Origin of the sequence: Priestia sp. HNGD-A6, assembly GCF_045784335.1 — a bacterium.
GTDB lineage: Bacteria > Bacillota > Bacilli > Bacillales > Bacillaceae_H > Priestia > Priestia zanthoxyli.
Map to the genome: position 1 here is coordinate 1,423,687 of NZ_CP138621.1, position 16,236 is coordinate 1,439,922.

Below are 16,236 nucleotides of genomic sequence, written 5' to 3' on the forward strand. Positions count from 1 at the left end.
CTTTGTGAAGAATTCATGAAAAAAATATGGATTTTTTTTGTCATGAGCTAAATGCATGTCCCTGTCACTTGTTAAAAGATATTTCTGCAAGTAAAATAGTTTTCTGTACGGTACCTTTTACATATCTGCAGAGTCAAACTCATGAACAACCCTTACACTTTCTACCATTATAACAAATTCAATCAAGTTTATGGAGAATAAATGAAATTTATGTTTAATATACAAAAAGATTAGGATAAAATGTTTAGCTCGTTATATTACTTACTTTGCTTTTAGGATGGTGATTATTGTGCGACTTGGATTAAAGTTTTTATCCGTTGTGACGAGCATAGCCATGTTACTTATTCTACTTGGCGGTGCTCTTGTTACGAAAACTGGTTCAGCAGACGGGTGCGGAGATTCTTGGCCTCTGTGTAACGGACAGCTCATTCCCGACCCTTTAACATTTGAAACCGTTGTTGAATTAAGCCACCGCTTAGTTTCTGGCGTGTCGGGCTTTCTTGTACTCGCTTTATGCGTATGGGCGTGGATTTCACTAGGACATATAAAAGAAGTTAGACCTTTAGCGTTTATCTCTTTTTTCTTCCTAGTACTGCAAGCATTAATTGGGGCCGCTGCCGTTATGTGGGGGCAATCAGATGCGGTGCTTGCTCTTCATTTTGGTATTTCCCTTATTTCGTTTGCTTCTGTACTGCTGTTAACACTTATCATTTTTGAAGTGGATCAAAAGCTCGACACAGCTAATATGCAGCTAGGCTCTAAAATGAAAAAACATATTTACGGGGTTATCTTATACACATATGCCGTTGTGTACACGGGCGCGCTTGTTCGCCATAAAGAAGCTAGCTTAGCCTGTCCAGACGTTCCATTTTGTTCAAACGGAAACGGTTGGCTACCCGTTGATTTGAATCAGTGGATTCAAATGGGACATCGATCCGCTGCTGTTTTAACGTTTGTATGGATTTTAGCTGCCTTTATCCATGCAGTTAAATATTATCGTCATCAAAAAAATATTTTTTACGGATGGTTAGCTGCTCTCATTCTAGTTATTTTTCAGGCGGTTTCCGGTATGCTTGTTGTTGTCACACGTCTGCAGCTAGAGCTCGCGCTTGCTCATTCTTTAATTATCTCTTTCCTATTCGGTGTATTAAGCTACTTGACCTTACTTGCAACGCGTCATACACATAATTAATCAAAAAAGGTACGAGCTCTGAGCTCGTACCTTTTTTGATTAGCTTTCTAATTCAATTAATAAATCTCCCGGCTGGATGCCATCTCCATTCGATACGTGTACTTGTTTAATCACGCCGTCAAATGGTGCTTGCACGGTTGTTTCCATTTTCATTGCTTCTGTGATCATTAAGTGATCACCTTTTGAGACTTTATCGCCTTTTTCTACTACTACTCGAATAACGGTTCCAGGCATTGAAGCGCCAATGTGGGCCGGATTTCCTTGGTCGGCTTTTTGTTTTGCCGTAACGGTTGTTTTGACACTTTCGTCTTTAATCACGACTTCACGAGGCTGACCGTTTAATTCAAAGTATACTGTTCGCGTACCGTCTGCCTGCGGTTCTCCAATGGATACAAGGCGAACGATTAAGGTTTTTCCTTTTTCAATCTCAATTTCAGCCTCTTCTCCTAAACGCATGCCGTATAGGAAAGTCGGTGTATCAAGAACAGAGATGTCTCCGTATTGTTCGACTGCTTTGTGATAATCCATAAATACTTTTGGATACAGCGCATAAGCAATGGCGTCAAAACTCGTCACTTGACGATTTAAGTCTTTAAATAGCTTTTCTTTCACTGCATCGAAATCCACATCTTCTAACAGTTCTCCAGGACGAACTGTAATAGGTTTTCTGCCTTTTAGAATGATGCGCTGAAGCTCTTTAGGGAATCCCCCGTGAGGCTGTCCTAAATACCCTTCAAACAATTCAATAACGGAATCCGGGAAGTCAAGCGTTTCACCGCGCTCAAACAGCGTTTCTTCTGTCAAATTGTTTTGAACCATAAACAATGCCATGTCTCCAACTACTTTTGATGATGGCGTAACTTTTACAATATCACCAAATAACAAATTCACGCGTGAATACATATCTTTTACTTCATCCCAGCGGTTTCCTAAACCAACTGCTTTTGCTTGTTGCTGTAAGTTGCTATATTGACCGCCTGGCATTTCATGCTCGTACACTTCCGTATGAGGAGCATTCATCCCGCTTTCGAAGTCTTGGTAATATTTTCGCACGTCTTCCCAATAGTAAGAAAGCTCTTCTAGATTTTTAATATCCAGATTTGGTCTGCGGTCCGCACCTTCTAATGCGTAATAAAGAGAGTTAGCGCTCGGCTGAGACGTTAAGCCTGCCATTGAGCTTACGGCTACGTCTACAATGTCTACACCTGCTTCAATTGCTTTTGCATACGTGTATACACCGTTTCCGCTTGTATCATGCGTATGAAGGTGAATTGGGATATCAACCGTTTCTTTTAGAGCCGATACTAAATCATAAGCTGCCTGTGGTTTTAAAAGACCCGCCATATCTTTAATGCCTAGGATATGTGCTCCAGACTGCTCAAGCTCTTTTGCTAAGTTCTTGTAGTAATCCAAATCATACTTACGGCGCGTCGGATCTAAAATATCACCTGTATAACACATCGCTGCTTCTGCAATCTTCCCTGTTTGACGAACAGAGTCAATTGCAAGAGTCATTCCTTGCACCCAGTTTAAGCTGTCAAAGATACGGAAAACATCAATACCTGCATAAGCTGATTTTTCAACAAATTCCTTGATTACATTATCAGGATAGTTTTTATATCCAACCGCATTTGACGCGCGAAGAAGCATTTGGAAAAGAACGTTTGGCGCTTGTTGACGTAAAGTAAGCAAGCGATCCCACGGATCTTCTTTTAAGAATCGATAAGCGACATCAAACGTTGCTCCTCCCCACATTTCCATAGAAAATAAATCCGGAAGCAAGCGTGCAGTTGGGTTAGCTACTTGTTTTAAGTCGTTTGTACGAATACGCGTTGCTAAAAGAGACTGATGGCCATCACGGAAGGTTGTATCCGTTAATAGCACTTCCTTGCGTTCTTTCACCCAATTTACTAGCCCTTCAGCGCCTTTTTCATCTAAAATCTGCTTTGTTCCGTTTGGAATTGGTTGTTTTATATCGACATTAGGAACACGCGGTTTCGTAAAGATTGGCTTTTTCTTTTCCGATACACCCGGGAATCCGTTTACCGTAACATTCCCAATGTATGTAAGCATTTTAGTTCCGCGGTCTTTTCGCTTAGGGAAGACGAAAAGTTCAGGCGTTGTATCAATAAAGGATGTATCATAAGCGCCTGTTAAGAACTTATCATGCTTTACTACATTTTCAAGAAATGGAATATTGGTTTTAATTCCACGAATACGAAACTCTTTTAAGTTCCGTACCATTTTTGATGCGGCTTGATCGAATGTTAAGGCCCATGTTGTTACTTTTACTAACAGTGAATCATAATACGGCGTAATGACAGCACCTTGGAAGCTGTTTCCCGTATCTAAACGTACGCCAAAACCGCCACCAGAACGATAAGCCATAATCTTACCCGTATCCGGCATAAAGTTATTTAACGGGTCTTCTGTCGTTACACGAGATTGAATTGCATATCCATGTACGTGAATTTGGTCTTGTGCAGGAATAGACACTTCCTTGCTGTGAAGTGCGTAGCCGTCCGCAATTAAAATTTGCGATTGAACGATATCAATACCTGTAATCATTTCAGTAATTGTGTGCTCTACTTGAACACGTGGATTTACTTCAATAAAATAAAAATCGTTTCCTGATACTAAAAATTCAACTGTACCAGCATTTATGTACTGCACTTTTTCCATCAGCTGCACAGCTGCTTCACAAATGCGGAGACGTAAGTCTTCATCTATAGAAACACTTGGTGCTACTTCTACTACTTTTTGGTGACGACGCTGCACTGAACAGTCGCGTTCGTAAAGGTGCACAACATTTCCTTGTTCATCACCTAAAATTTGCACTTCAATATGTTTTGGATTTTCAACTAGTTTCTCGACGTATACTTCATCATTACCAAAAGCCGCTTTTGCTTCTGATTTGGCACGATCATAAGATTCATTCAGGCTGTCTGCATCGCGAACGATACGCATACCTCGACCGCCTCCGCCCAAAGCTGCTTTGATCATTAGAGGATATCCATGCTGATTAGCAAATTCTTTTGCTTCGTCAATTGAATCAATAGGACCATCTGTACCAGGAATAACGGGAATATCTGCTTGAATAGCCTGATGACGTGCTTTTACTTTATCGCCAAACATATCAAGATGCTTGGATTTTGGGCCAATGAAAATAATGCCTTCTTCTTCGCAACGTTTTGCAAATTGGATATTTTCTGACAAAAAACCATAGCCAGGGTGAATAGCATCTACATCATGAGACTTAGCAATGTCGATGATGCCTTCTATATCTAAATAAGCATCAATCGGCTTTTTCTCCGCTCCTACTAAATAGGCTTCATCCGCTTTGTAACGGTGATAAGAACCTGCGTCTTCCTTCGAATAAATTGCAACAGTCCGAATATTCAGTTCAGTACATGCTCGAAATACACGAATCGCAATTTCTCCTCGGTTTGCTACTAATACTTTTTTGATTTTTTTAGTTACAAAACTCATGTTGCTAATCTCCTCTCAATTTCGTATAAACTTCAATATATAGCAAAATTGGATAAAAGAAAAGCAAAAATCAATGGAAAATAATAAAATTCCAATAAATTTTTGCTTTTTTTACACAATTTTTTTACGAAAATCAATCGCTTGTTGTTGATGTATTGTTCGGATGTAGCACGATATTTTCCGTATTTTTCTGTTTTTTATTTTGATAATTTACGAAAAATGAAATATTTACAATAATTCCCATAGACACCATCAGCGTTAGCAGCGAAGACCCTCCGTAACTGATAAACGGAAGCGTGACGCCGGTAATCGGAATGAGTCCCGTAAGCCCTCCAAGGTTGATGCCTGTTTGAATACCTATCATACTGGCTACTCCAATACAAATCATGCTAGCAAACGGATCCTGAGATTTTTTAGCCAGCATTAAAATCCTGAAAATTAAGAAGCCTAAAAGGCCCAGCACGAGCATAACTCCAAAGAATCCTAATTCTTCTGCAATAATGGCCATAATGAAATCGGTATGGGGCTCGGGAAGATAACCATACTTTTGTACACTTTCTCCTAAACCAAGGCCTTTTAAGCCTCCTGTACCTATTGCTAAATATGAATTAACCAGCTGATAACCGGTTCCTTGAGCATTAGCAAACGGATCTGACGCACCGGTAAAACGGCCGATTCGATTGGCAGTAAACTGACCTGTAAAAAAACCAATCGTAATAATGACCGTAAGCAAAATAATACCTAGTGCTAACATGCGGAAAAAGGTTTTTTTAGAGATTCCCGAACATAGCATAATGGTAACGGAAATCGCAAAAATAATTGATCCCGTTCCAAGGTCAGGCTGAATCGCTACAAAACCTAATATTAGAAATACAAGACCCATAGGTCCAAAAAAAGCTTTTTTGATGTTGTCAATATACTCTTGCCTTTTAGACAAAACATACGATAAGTATAAAATGACAACAAGCTTGGCATACTCAGCCGGCTGCATGTTTGCTCCGCCAAGCTGCAGCCAACTTTGCGCATTGTTACTCGTATGCCCCATTACAAACACAAGCAAAAGCAGTACAAAAATGCCCAGAATCGCATAAGGCAGTATTTTAGGATACAGCTTGTAAGGTGTTAGCATTGTTAAAATGAACAATACAAGCGTAAACGCAAGCCACATTTTTTGTCTGTTGTAAAAGAAATCACTTGACGTATGATATCTTGTAATACTTACAATCATACTTGAACTGTAAACCATAACTAGTCCAACCGCACAAAGAAGCAGCACTGGAATTACAATTGAATAGTCAAAATGCCTAAATATTTTTTTTACCATAACCCTCTTCCTTTAAAAATGACGTGTTTCTGTTTCGTTTCATCTTTTATGTACAAATTTGAGTAAATTAGGAAATTTCAACCACCTGTAATAAAAAACTCAAACTACGTTTGTATATAGTTTGAGTTTCGATCGCGTGATTTTTATTTTTTTGTAAACGCTTCATGCAGTGCAGAAAGTTCACGCTCGAGGCGGTCTAGCAATGTTTTTCCAACACGTTCATCAATTAAACCAAGACGAACTGCAAAATCAATTTCTCTTGATAAACCAAACATTTGTGTATCTAAAACCTCTTCATAGAGAGGACATTGTGGCATTGTTAAGTTATCCATTTGAACTTGAATTAATTGCAAAATCTTATCTGCATCAGCTTTTAACAACGCATACGCTTTTTCACGATGATCTATCATTGTCTCAGGCGTCAAACTCAATCCCTCCGTTCGCGAGCGATTACCTAATCTATCTCTCAATTTTAAAGGCTATGCTCCAAAAAAGCAAGGATAAACATGTCCGTGAGGCTGGCCGTCTTTTTTATACTGTTACTTTCTCAAAACCATTACCATAGATGTAGGAAATTTCGCACTTTCGTTGACTCTTACATTATATCATACGAGAATCACTCTCAACTAAATTTTTTCATCAAAGTGACAAATAAGGAGAAAGCGCTTATACTTTTAGCAAGGGGGCATTTATGATGAATTCAATTATTATGTTAAAAGGAAAAGTAAAATATACGCTGACACTCGACCCAAGCGTGTGGATTTTCGATGACCGCAAGCTCGATATGGACGTTTTCTTTGAACATCCACCGGAGCAAAAAGATGAGACAGAAGCGTACACAAAGGCTGTTTCTAAGCATTGGGACCGTGAAATTCAAGAAGGAGCCGTCTTTCCTCCTACGTTAAAAACCGAAAAGAAATTCAAAAAACAGGAGCTAGTAAATGGAACATTTGGGATTTTATTTGCACCTTTTCTAGCAAACGCTTCACCTACTGAAGACGCTACCAACGTTTCATTTAAAACAAAAGACGCGCTGATTTCTTTTTCATTAGAAGAAGCGCAAAAACTAATCTTTGGTTTCAGCCAAGACGGAAAGCCTCTTAGAGAAGACGGGCCTATCTATGTCTATTTACCGGACGGATCTAACCGAAATAACCCTATTAAATATGTGGAAGAAATCATCGTTACATAATAAAAAAAGTGGGGTTCCAAAAGGGACCCCACTTTTTTTTAAAGAATATCAGCTGCTAATTGTGCTAGCCCGGAGCGCTCTCCTTTGATTAACCGAACGTGGCCCGATACTTTTTGCTCTTTAAACTTTTCAACTACGTACGTTAATCCGTTGTTATACTCATCTAAATAAGGATGATCAATTTGAGCCGGATCTCCCATAAGCACAATTTTACTCTTTTCCCCTACCCTTGTTAAAATTGTTTTAATTTCATGCTTCGTTAAATTTTGTGCTTCATCAATAATAATAAACTGTTCCGGAATACTTCGGCCTCTTATATACGTCAAGGCTTCCACTTCTATTGAACTCAGCCCCGCTAGAATCGCATCCAGTTCTCCAGGTTTTTTAGTGTTGAATAAGTACTCTAGGTTATCATAAATTGGTTGCATCCATGGACGAAGCTTCTCCTGCTTTTCTCCTGGCAAGAATCCAATATCTTTCCCTAAAGGAACAATTGGACGAGCTACAAGCAGCTTTTTAAAACACCCTAGATCTTCCGTCTGCATAAGTCCTGAAGCTAAAGCAAGCAGCGTTTTCCCCGTACCTGCCTTTCCAATTAACGTGACCAGTTGAACGTCGTCTCTAAGAAGAAGTTCTAACGCCATAATTTGCTGAACATTTCGAGGTTTAATTCCCCAGATATGATCATATTCAAATAAAAGTTTTTTTACTTTCGTTGTTGTTTGATCGACAATGCCGATGGCTGATCCGGATCCTCCAAATGCATCTTTCATCACTAAGAATTGATTTGCAAAAAAGGAGTGGTTTGCAATTTGAGACGTTAGCAGCTCTCCTTTTTCGTAAAATTGACTCAGCAGTTCTTTTGCAATATAGACTTCTGAAAAGCCTGTATAAATACTATTGAATTCCACTACTCGATCACTTAAAAAATCTTCTGCTCTTAAACCGATTGCGTCAGCCTTCACACGTACCAACACATCTTTACTCACTAGTATCACTTCACGTCCATCTTCTTTTGTTTCCTCTTCAAGGGATAAATTTTTAGCAACAGCTAAAATCCGATTATCATTTGTTTTTTCCACAAAGATTTCTTGAAGCTGTTGAAAAGAGCGATGATTGAGTTCAATTCGCAAATGGCCCCCATTTTCTAACGGGATTTTCTCATATAACTTTCCATGTTGTCTCAAGTTATCAATGAGTTTGGATACCTGCCTTGCATTTCGTCCGACTTCATCCATATTTCTTTTTTTCGAATCAACTTCTTCTAGTACAACGGCTGGAATCACTACTTCGTTATCATCAAATGAAAAAATTGAATGCGGATCTTGTAATAAAACATTCGTATCTAATACATAAATTTTTCCCAATAATTCAGCCTCCTACTCCGATTGTTTTTCCTGTAAGGAGTGAAACAAGGCACCCATCCATTTATATACTATGTAACGCACATGTGTGAAGTGACCTTAAATGGACGGACCATTTTCTTTAAATATATGAACACGTGTATAAAGATAGAAGAACTATTAGAAACTAAATACAAATTACTACAAAAAATGAGTCATTCATAAGGAGGAGTCTCCCACATGAACAAATTTTTTCTATCCATTAGCTTATGTTTTATTACACTAACCGGCTGCAACAATAATCAAGCAGACGTTGAAGAAGGGCAAAAGACAGATCGAATTGTACAGGTCAAAAATTCATCTCCTGAACGCTCTCACAAGCGTACTGCTAATGAAATATCAGCGCATTTAGTTGAACTGGCTTCAAGCGTTCCGAATGTAAATGATGCTACTGCCATTGTGCTCGGCAAGTATGCAATCGTAGGCATTGACGTCGGCAAAGATATTGATCGTTCAGAAGTAAGTTCAATCAAATATACAGTTGCCGAAGGTCTGAAAGCTGATCCGTACGGCGCTAACTCTGTTGTTATTGCAGATCCTGATACGGTCGCTCGGCTAAAACAAATTGGAAATGAAATTCGCAAAGGTCGGCCGGTTACAGGATTTTTAGATGAATTAGCAGCCATTGTAAACCGAGTGATGCCTGAATTTGCAGAAGAAATCCGCCGAAATCCTAGTTCAACAGATACAAACAATCAAAAATTAAATAATAAACAAGAGCAAAATTTAAAGAATGAGCAGGAAAAACAATCTAATAATCACCTTCAAAAAAATGAATAAGAAAGTCGCTTAGCGGCAGGCCGCTGCTAAGCTTTTTTTATCGCTTCAATTACTTGCTTATCGAGTTTAGCGGCTGCTACTGGATCATAGGTCTTTTCATATGAAGGGTTTACTGAAATCTTAGAGCCATAGAACATGACATCTCTTACTTCATTAATATCTAGTTCAATTAGTGTCAGCTTTAAAGCTACTCCTTCTAACTTTTCCTGCACTACCTCAGCTATTCCGCTGATTGAGTAGCATGATTCATTAGCAAGAATATTTACCACTGCTTTATTCGTATGTTTAATGTTTTCTACAATCCTCGATTTGACATCTACGGCAAATCGAATTTTTTGTTTAGTCGGAGCTACTAACCACGAAATGGCACTAACATTTGGAGCGTTTGTTTCAAAATCAATAGTTGAAATGGTTGCAAATCTCTCTGTCTGTAGCTCATCGTATAATGCATCTACTAATTGAGTCTCGACTTCGTTGGCCATTTTCATCCCTCCTACTGTTTATGTACTTACTAGTTACTATCTTCGAGCTAACAAGCAAAATTACCTGCTTCTTTAGGAATGTTTTCCTATCGTTCCTTTTCTCCCGAGAGATAGCACCGCAAAAAAACTTTATAAAACAAGAATTTTCGGCTAGAATGATGTATAGAGAAGTTGAGGTGATAGAAATGAGAGTACAATGTGTCATGTGCGATAAAATTGAAACAATTGAGGATGAAACGCTCGTGGCAAAACGACTGCGCAACCGTCCTATCCATACATATATGTGCAATGAATGTTCTGAACGGATTGAAAAACGAACAAAAGAACGCATAGCTACTGGTAACTTTAAACTATATGAGTCGAAAAAGACAGAGGAGGATTGGTAAGGTGCTCCGTTTAGGAATAAGTATTGGCATGTTCAGCGGGATTATCCTTGGGCTATGTTTGAAATGGATAGAATGGCTAACCGGCAAACAAGTTTATACCCTTTTATTAAATGTTGATTTTATTCCTATCATTGGCCCTATTCAATGGCCTGAATGGGTGGAGTTTGTTTTTCATTTATTCATTGCCGTTGCAATTGGGATCGTTTTTGTTTACATAGTAGGTAAATTAAACAATATGTCTATTCGAAAAATCGTATTGTGTTCTTTTTTATTAACACTTCCAACCATTCCTTTGTATTTTCCGTTGACGCTGCTTGCGCTTAAGCCTACGCCTGCGGTGGATGATGCAGTAGCAATTTTTTATTGGACAGCTGGCCATTTAATTTTCGCAGCCGCTCTTGTCTTCGGCTATATCATACTAAAAAGACGCTTGTAGCTACAAGCGTCTTTTTATGTAGTCTTTTATGAACCCAACGTGGAGTTTTGCTTTTTAGCCTGATACAGCCGTATTTTATAAATAATTAATACAAGCGCTGCAACCACAAGCCCTTCAGCTACAGGTAAAAAAATGCCTAAAAACGTTAAAATCGTACATCCAAAAGCTAAAAATAGATAAATAACCACAGATTTTAAAAGCGGCAGCTTCTTTGCAAACCCGAGTTTGTACACAAGAACAGATAGCCCTAAAATAGTAAAGTATAACAGCCACATTCCTATTTTTGCATGTTCATCTACTTGATACAAAGCAGCAAAAAATGAAAGGTGTTCTTTTACATCCATCTTCCTTCCCCCTATTCCTTACTTTACATTATTCGATATAATCCACCTTTTTCCTTTCCAAATTATCTCTTTATAAAACGCTTTCAAAAAATAGAAAATTCTGATATAATTGATAAAAAACAAGCCGCTAGCAAATAAAGCTAACGACTTCCTTTTTTTATTATTTCGTGTCAGCGTATTTTTTCTTTTTCGCTGCTTTTTCACGTTCATTTTTATCAAGAATTTTTTTACGTAGACGAATAGATTCTGGTGTGATTTCACAATATTCATCTTCGTTTAAATATTCAAGTGATTGCTCTAAAGACATAATACGAGGTTTTTTCATACCTGTTGTTTGATCTTTGTTAGCAGAACGCATATTCGTCATTTGCTTCATTTTACAGATGTTAACAACGATATCATTTTCACGAGTGTGTTCTCCTACGATCATACCTTCGTATACTTCTGTACCTGGCTCCACGAAAATTGTACCGCGGTCTTCTACGCCTTGGATTCCATAAGTAGATGATTTACCGCTTTCCATAGAAACAAGCACACCTTGACGGCGACCTCCAACTTGACCTTGCTGCATTGGTTGGTAGCTATCAAATGAATGGTTAATGATACCGAATCCACGAGTTAACGATAAGAACTCAGTTGTATAACCGATTAAACCACGTGCAGGAACCATAAAGATCAGACGAACTTGACCGCTTCCGTTGTTAATCATATCAACCATTTCACCTTTACGAGCACCCATTGATTCCATAATAGAACCCGTATGTTCTTCAGGCACGTCGATTTGCACACGTTCAACTGGCTCACAGCGAACCCCATCAATTTCACGAACGATTACTTCAGGTTTTGATACTTGAATCTCATATCCTTCACGACGCATATTTTCAATTAAAATAGATAAATGAAGTTCTCCACGTCCTGAAACGACCCATACATCCGGTGAATCAGTATTTTCCACGCGTAAACTTACATCTGTCTCAAGTTCAGACATTAAGCGCTCTTCAATTTTACGAGATGTAACAAATTTACCTTCACGACCAGCAAACGGTGAATTGTTTACTAAGAACGTCATTTGTAAAGTAGGTTCATCAATACGTAAAATTGGCAGTGCATCTTGGTGGTCAAACGGACATACTGTTTCACCTACGTTGATGTCTTCCATTCCTGATACAGCGATCAGGTCTCCTGCTTTTGCTTCTTCGATTTCAACACGCTTTAAGCCTAGGAAACCGAATAATTTTGTTACGCGGAATTGTTTTACCGTACCGTCAAGCTTCATTAATGCAACTTGCTGGCCTACTTTCATTGTTCCGCGGAATACGCGCCCTACACCGATACGACCAAGGTAGTCATTGTAGTCAAGCATTGCCACTTGGAATTGAAGCGGTTCGTCGCTGTTGTCTACTGGTGCTGGAATGTGCTCGATGATTGAGTCAAATAGAGATGACATGTTCTCATCTTGCTTTTCTGGGTTCGTGCTAGCCGTTCCGTTGATTGCTGAAGCATAAACAACAGGGAACTCAATTTGTTCCTCACTTGCACCTAGTTCAATAAATAAGTCAATTACTTCATCAACTACTTCAGTTGGACGAGCAAAGTCACGGTCAATTTTGTTAACAACAACAATCGGCGTTAAGTTTTGCTCTAACGCTTTTTTCAATACAAAGCGCGTTTGAGGCATACATCCTTCGTATGCGTCTACTACAAGTAGAACACCGTCTACCATTTTCATAATACGCTCAACTTCTCCACCGAAGTCAGCATGTCCTGGCGTATCCATAATGTTGATACGCGTATCTTTATAATTAATAGCTGTGTTTTTCGCTAAAATTGTAATTCCACGCTCACGCTCAAGGTCATTTGAATCCATCGCACGTTCTTCAACATGCTCATTAGTACGGAATGTTCCGGACTGATGTAATAATTTATCTACTAACGTTGTTTTCCCATGGTCTACATGGGCAATAATGGCAATATTACGTAAATCTTTACGAATGTTCACGCATTTCACTCCTATGCTTGTAATAACTAAGCTATTATATCACACTAACTCTAGAATTGCAGAATGATTTTGTTGTACACTATAAATATCCGTTACAAATGGGAGGAATCAACATGAGAAACATTAAGTGGGTATTTGTTTTATATGCATTCATCGCAACTGCAGCTATTATGTCAATTGGCATATTTATCGGAGAAGGAAGCGCTCTCGGGGTCATTTTAGCTATCGTAGCTTTAATTGTTGTAATGGGTCTTGGCTTTACGACTAAGAAAAAAATGCGAGAAAAAGGGCAGCTGTAATTTTTTTGCGATGATTGAAAGCGTCATGGCCATTTGCAACATCAAAATGGTTCATGACGTTTTTTCATCACAAAATTCTTTGACTACACGTAAGTCTTCACTTCTATTTTATTTATTCCACTTTCCTTCAAGGTACGTACGAAAGATTTCGTCATGTAATGTTGGTTTGCTTACAAATACACTGCTTTTTTCAAGAATCTCTAACGGCTTCCCTTCTAAATCCGTCATGACTCCTCCAACTTCTTCAATCAACACTTTACCGGCAGCAAAGTCCCATGGAGCCAAACGTAAAGTAATGTATCCATCCAAGCGTCCAGCCGCTACGTAAGCAAGCTCAATAGCTGCGGATCCATATGAACGGGTCCCTCTTACTTTACGCACAAGCGGACTTAATACGGAAGGATCAATACGGCGGTTCTCCGTCACCCACGTTGCATTTAAGCTAATAATAGCTTCTTCAACTGGTACAGGTTCAAGTTTCGGCAATTGGATGTCATTCATAAACGCGCCCTGTCCTTTTAAAGCATGATACAGCTCATTATGAATAACATCATAAATATAACCTGCTTGTCCTACACCATTTTCGAATATACCGATGGAAATAGCAAAATTTCGCTGCTGATGAACAAAGTTCATCGTACCGTCGATCGGATCGATAATCCAAATCGTTCCTTCTTCTGATTCAAGCTCTTCCCCATATCCTTCTTCTCCGAGAATATGATGTTCCGGAAAGGTTTCATTGATTTTTGAGATAAAAAACTGTTCAATTTCTTTATCCATATTTGTTACTAAATCATTTGGATTCGATTTCGTTTGAATGAGAAGTTCTTTACTAAACGACTGTTGAATTTTTTGTCCAGCTTCTTTTAGCCACTCTTTAACGTATGTATCAATTTCTTTCCAGCGTTGTGTCATCTCAATTCCCCCTCAAAAATACGTCTCTTATTTTAAGCTTAAAAAAACCTCTGCAAGATGTCAATTAACAGAGCACGTGGGAGAAGAACTGCCGCTTCTTCTCCCACGTGCTCTGTTACCACTTATGAATCTGCTCATTCAGTTTAATCCTTTTTTACAGTTTACCCATATTTGTTCTATTTTATTCCCGTGTCTGCTACTGAAGAGATATCATTTCTTCACGAAGTTTCTCGAGCTTTCGCTTACATTTTTGTTTTTGTTCCTCATTATTCTCCATCATGGCTTCATATAACGTCGCTAACTCGTAATCTAACTCCAACCGAATTACACCTAATCTTTTTTGTCCATCATTCTTCTTATACATATTCACCACTTGTTTCATGTTTCAAACACCCCTCTCAAATTATTGAACCCACTTATAGAAAACTAAATTTTCAGATATTTTGATTGATATAGTCTATGTCGAAACCTAATCTCATGCAACTAAATTGTGTGATTACCTATAAAAAAATGATAGACACGTTTTGACAAGCATATGCGAATTAATTGGTGTTTATGCTTTTCATGTGGTAGAATCTTCGCGTAAATCATACTTACTTGCATAGATGCACAGCAGCTATACATATTCACTAAAAAAACGGAGGTTTCACATGGCATTCTCAGGATTTTCACAAGATGACTTTAACGTATTCCGTATCGAGGGGCTTGATGCACGTATGGAAGCCATCAAGACAACGATACGCCCAAAATTCGAACAATTGAGCAATCATTTTGCTCCTACTCTTTCTTCACTTTGTGGAGATGAAATGTTCGTACACATTGCCAAACATGCACGAAGAACAGTTAACCCGCCAGCAGATACGTGGGTAGCCTTTGCTAACAGTAAACGCGGGTATAAAAAGCTCCCTCATTTTCAAATTGGCCTTTGGGAAACACACGTCTTTGTGTGGTTCGCCGTCATTTACGAATCACCTATTAAAGAACAATTTGGAAAGCTGCTAAAACAAAACATGGAGGAGATTCGTCAAAATATCCCAGACTCGTTTGTTTGGTCGAAAGATCATACAAAACCTGATAGTAAAAAAATGGGCGACTTATCTTCTGAAGACTTAGAGAGTTTGTTTGAACGTCTAGAGACGGTTAAAAAAGCTGAGATCCTATGCGGCATTACAATTCCAAAAGAAGAAGCGATTGCAATGAACGGCGAAGAATGGATGGCTCGTATTGAACAAACATTTCATACGGTAACTCCATTATATGAACTAACTAAAAAAGCATATGCATAATTTTAACGAATTGATATAAAAAAATGAGGGTGAGACATAACGAAAGGAAGCTCATCGAAAGACCAACAAATGGAATACATAAGCTGAAACGCTTGTGACACCGCCGTTGATTTCCCTGCAAGGCTTCGCTTTCCGCGGGCGGCCGGTGAGCCTCCTCGTCGCTTGCGCTCCTGCGGGGTCTCGCCTGTCCGCTTTCCCCGCAGGAGTCTTCGCCTTGCCTTCCAATCAACTGCTAGAAGAAACGAAACAGATAAACTCTATGTTCACCGTAACAAAAAAAACGAATCATTAATCAAACAATTTGATTAATGATTCGTTTTTTACTTCGGCTAAACTACTTTTGTCCCAGTCTCATTTTTTACATTTTTATGATATCTCCAGAAGAAGCAGCCTTTGCTTTTTGAATCGTTCGATAAGAAGAGTATTTGCTTTGGTCTTCAAAATCGTTACAGATTGTTTTTTCTTCTGCTTTACTTGGCACAATTTCTTTAAATCGGCGATAGACTGCCATTAGGTGATCACGCTCAATACCTTTTTCATAAGCTCGTTCAATGCTTTCAAAAAACTTCACTACATCAATAATTTCTTCTGTACTCCAATCAAGGGAGATAGGGTATTGATATTCCACTTCTCATCACTCCATTTATTTCTTCATTCTATGTATATCTATATTCTTAACTCTATCACAATCTATAATGTACACAAAATT

17 protein-coding genes are annotated in these 16,236 nt (G+C 38.6%); 7 read left to right on the top strand and 10 right to left on the bottom strand.

Annotated features, from left to right (window positions below):
• Positions 1 to 289: 289 nt before the first annotated feature.
• Complete coding sequence (locus SCI76_RS07265) at positions 290 to 1,192, top strand: heme A synthase (protein WP_028414098.1); 903 nt, start codon at positions 290 to 292, stop codon at positions 1,190 to 1,192.
• Positions 1,193 to 1,231: 39 nt separating this feature from the next.
• Here SCI76_RS07265 and pyc read toward each other — a convergent pair whose 3' ends face one another.
• From pyc to SCI76_RS07280, 3 genes are all read right to left on the bottom strand, one after another.
• The gene (gene pyc / locus SCI76_RS07270) at positions 1,232 to 4,681 is read right to left on the bottom strand and encodes a pyruvate carboxylase (protein ID WP_033578413.1); all 3,450 of its coding nucleotides are present in this window, start codon (positions 4,679 to 4,681) and stop codon (positions 1,232 to 1,234) included.
• A gap of 133 nt (positions 4,682 to 4,814) precedes the next feature.
• Positions 4,815 to 6,005 carry an FtsW/RodA/SpoVE family cell cycle protein gene (locus tag SCI76_RS07275; RefSeq protein ID WP_028414100.1) on the bottom strand — a complete coding sequence of 397 codons (1,191 nt, stop codon included), beginning with the start codon at positions 6,003 to 6,005 and terminating at the stop codon, positions 4,815 to 4,817.
• Between the two features lie 143 nt (positions 6,006 to 6,148).
• A complete protein-coding gene (locus SCI76_RS07280) occupies positions 6,149 to 6,415 on the bottom strand; it encodes a YlaN family protein (protein ID WP_370506486.1) in 267 nt (88 codons plus the stop codon).
• Positions 6,416 to 6,696: 281 nt separating this feature from the next.
• Here SCI76_RS07280 and SCI76_RS07285 point away from each other — a divergent pair, with 281 nt between their 5' ends.
• Entirely contained in the window at positions 6,697 to 7,197 is a 501-nt protein-coding gene (locus SCI76_RS07285; protein WP_014460988.1) for a hypothetical protein, read from the top strand.
• 38 nt (positions 7,198 to 7,235) lie between these two features.
• Here SCI76_RS07285 and SCI76_RS07290 read toward each other — a convergent pair whose 3' ends face one another.
• Positions 7,236 to 8,564, bottom strand: coding sequence for a PhoH family protein (locus SCI76_RS07290; protein WP_013056072.1), 1,329 nt, complete (start codon positions 8,562 to 8,564; stop codon positions 7,236 to 7,238).
• Positions 8,565 to 8,780: 216 nt separating this feature from the next.
• Here SCI76_RS07290 and SCI76_RS07295 point away from each other — a divergent pair, with 216 nt between their 5' ends.
• A complete protein-coding gene (locus tag SCI76_RS07295; protein WP_013056071.1) occupies positions 8,781 to 9,380 on the top strand; it encodes a YhcN/YlaJ family sporulation lipoprotein in 600 nt (199 codons plus the stop codon).
• Between the two features lie 26 nt (positions 9,381 to 9,406).
• Here the strand turns inward: SCI76_RS07295 and SCI76_RS07300 are convergent, their stop codons facing one another.
• Positions 9,407 to 9,862, bottom strand: a complete 456-nt coding sequence (locus tag SCI76_RS07300; protein WP_028414102.1) for a pyridoxamine 5'-phosphate oxidase family protein — start codon at positions 9,860 to 9,862, stop codon at positions 9,407 to 9,409.
• A 185-nt stretch (positions 9,863 to 10,047) separates the two neighbouring features.
• Here SCI76_RS07300 and SCI76_RS07305 point away from each other — a divergent pair, with 185 nt between their 5' ends.
• Positions 10,048 to 10,248: a YlaI family protein gene (locus SCI76_RS07305; RefSeq protein WP_013056069.1), complete on the top strand. Its 201-nt coding sequence runs from the start codon at positions 10,048 to 10,050 to the stop codon at positions 10,246 to 10,248.
• Position 10,249: 1 nt separating this feature from the next.
• Positions 10,250 to 10,684 (top strand): hypothetical protein, encoded by a 435-nt coding sequence (locus SCI76_RS07310; protein ID WP_033578411.1) that lies wholly within the window; start codon positions 10,250 to 10,252, stop codon positions 10,682 to 10,684.
• A gap of 26 nt (positions 10,685 to 10,710) precedes the next feature.
• On the opposite strand, the gene SCI76_RS07315 is transcribed toward SCI76_RS07310, so the two are convergent.
• Together SCI76_RS07315 and typA are read right to left on the bottom strand one after the other, a co-directional pair.
• Positions 10,711 to 11,028 carry a YlaH-like family protein gene (locus SCI76_RS07315; RefSeq protein ID WP_013056067.1) on the bottom strand — a complete coding sequence of 106 codons (318 nt, stop codon included), beginning with the start codon at positions 11,026 to 11,028 and terminating at the stop codon, positions 10,711 to 10,713.
• A 160-nt stretch (positions 11,029 to 11,188) separates the two neighbouring features.
• Positions 11,189 to 13,027 carry a translational GTPase TypA gene (gene typA, locus SCI76_RS07320; RefSeq protein ID WP_013056066.1) on the bottom strand — a complete coding sequence of 613 codons (1,839 nt, stop codon included), beginning with the start codon at positions 13,025 to 13,027 and terminating at the stop codon, positions 11,189 to 11,191.
• Positions 13,028 to 13,140: 113 nt separating this feature from the next.
• Here typA and SCI76_RS07325 point away from each other — a divergent pair, with 113 nt between their 5' ends.
• Positions 13,141 to 13,326, top strand: coding sequence for a YlaF family protein (locus SCI76_RS07325; protein WP_028414104.1), 186 nt, complete (start codon positions 13,141 to 13,143; stop codon positions 13,324 to 13,326).
• Positions 13,327 to 13,434: 108 nt separating this feature from the next.
• Here SCI76_RS07325 and SCI76_RS07330 read toward each other — a convergent pair whose 3' ends face one another.
• Positions 13,435 to 14,241: an inositol monophosphatase family protein gene (locus SCI76_RS07330; RefSeq protein WP_014460992.1), complete on the bottom strand. Its 807-nt coding sequence runs from the start codon at positions 14,239 to 14,241 to the stop codon at positions 13,435 to 13,437.
• Between the two features lie 196 nt (positions 14,242 to 14,437).
• A complete protein-coding gene (locus SCI76_RS07335) occupies positions 14,438 to 14,623 on the bottom strand; it encodes a hypothetical protein (RefSeq protein WP_013056063.1) in 186 nt (61 codons plus the stop codon).
• 268 nt (positions 14,624 to 14,891) lie between these two features.
• Here SCI76_RS07335 and SCI76_RS07340 point away from each other — a divergent pair, with 268 nt between their 5' ends.
• A complete protein-coding gene (locus tag SCI76_RS07340) occupies positions 14,892 to 15,527 on the top strand; it encodes a YktB family protein (protein ID WP_034266818.1) in 636 nt (211 codons plus the stop codon).
• A 358-nt stretch (positions 15,528 to 15,885) separates the two neighbouring features.
• Here the strand turns inward: SCI76_RS07340 and SCI76_RS07345 are convergent, their stop codons facing one another.
• On the bottom strand, positions 15,886 to 16,155 hold the full coding sequence (locus SCI76_RS07345; protein ID WP_013056061.1) for a UPF0223 family protein: 270 nt from the start codon (positions 16,153 to 16,155) through the stop codon (positions 15,886 to 15,888).
• Between the last annotated feature and the right edge of the window lie 81 nt (positions 16,156 to 16,236).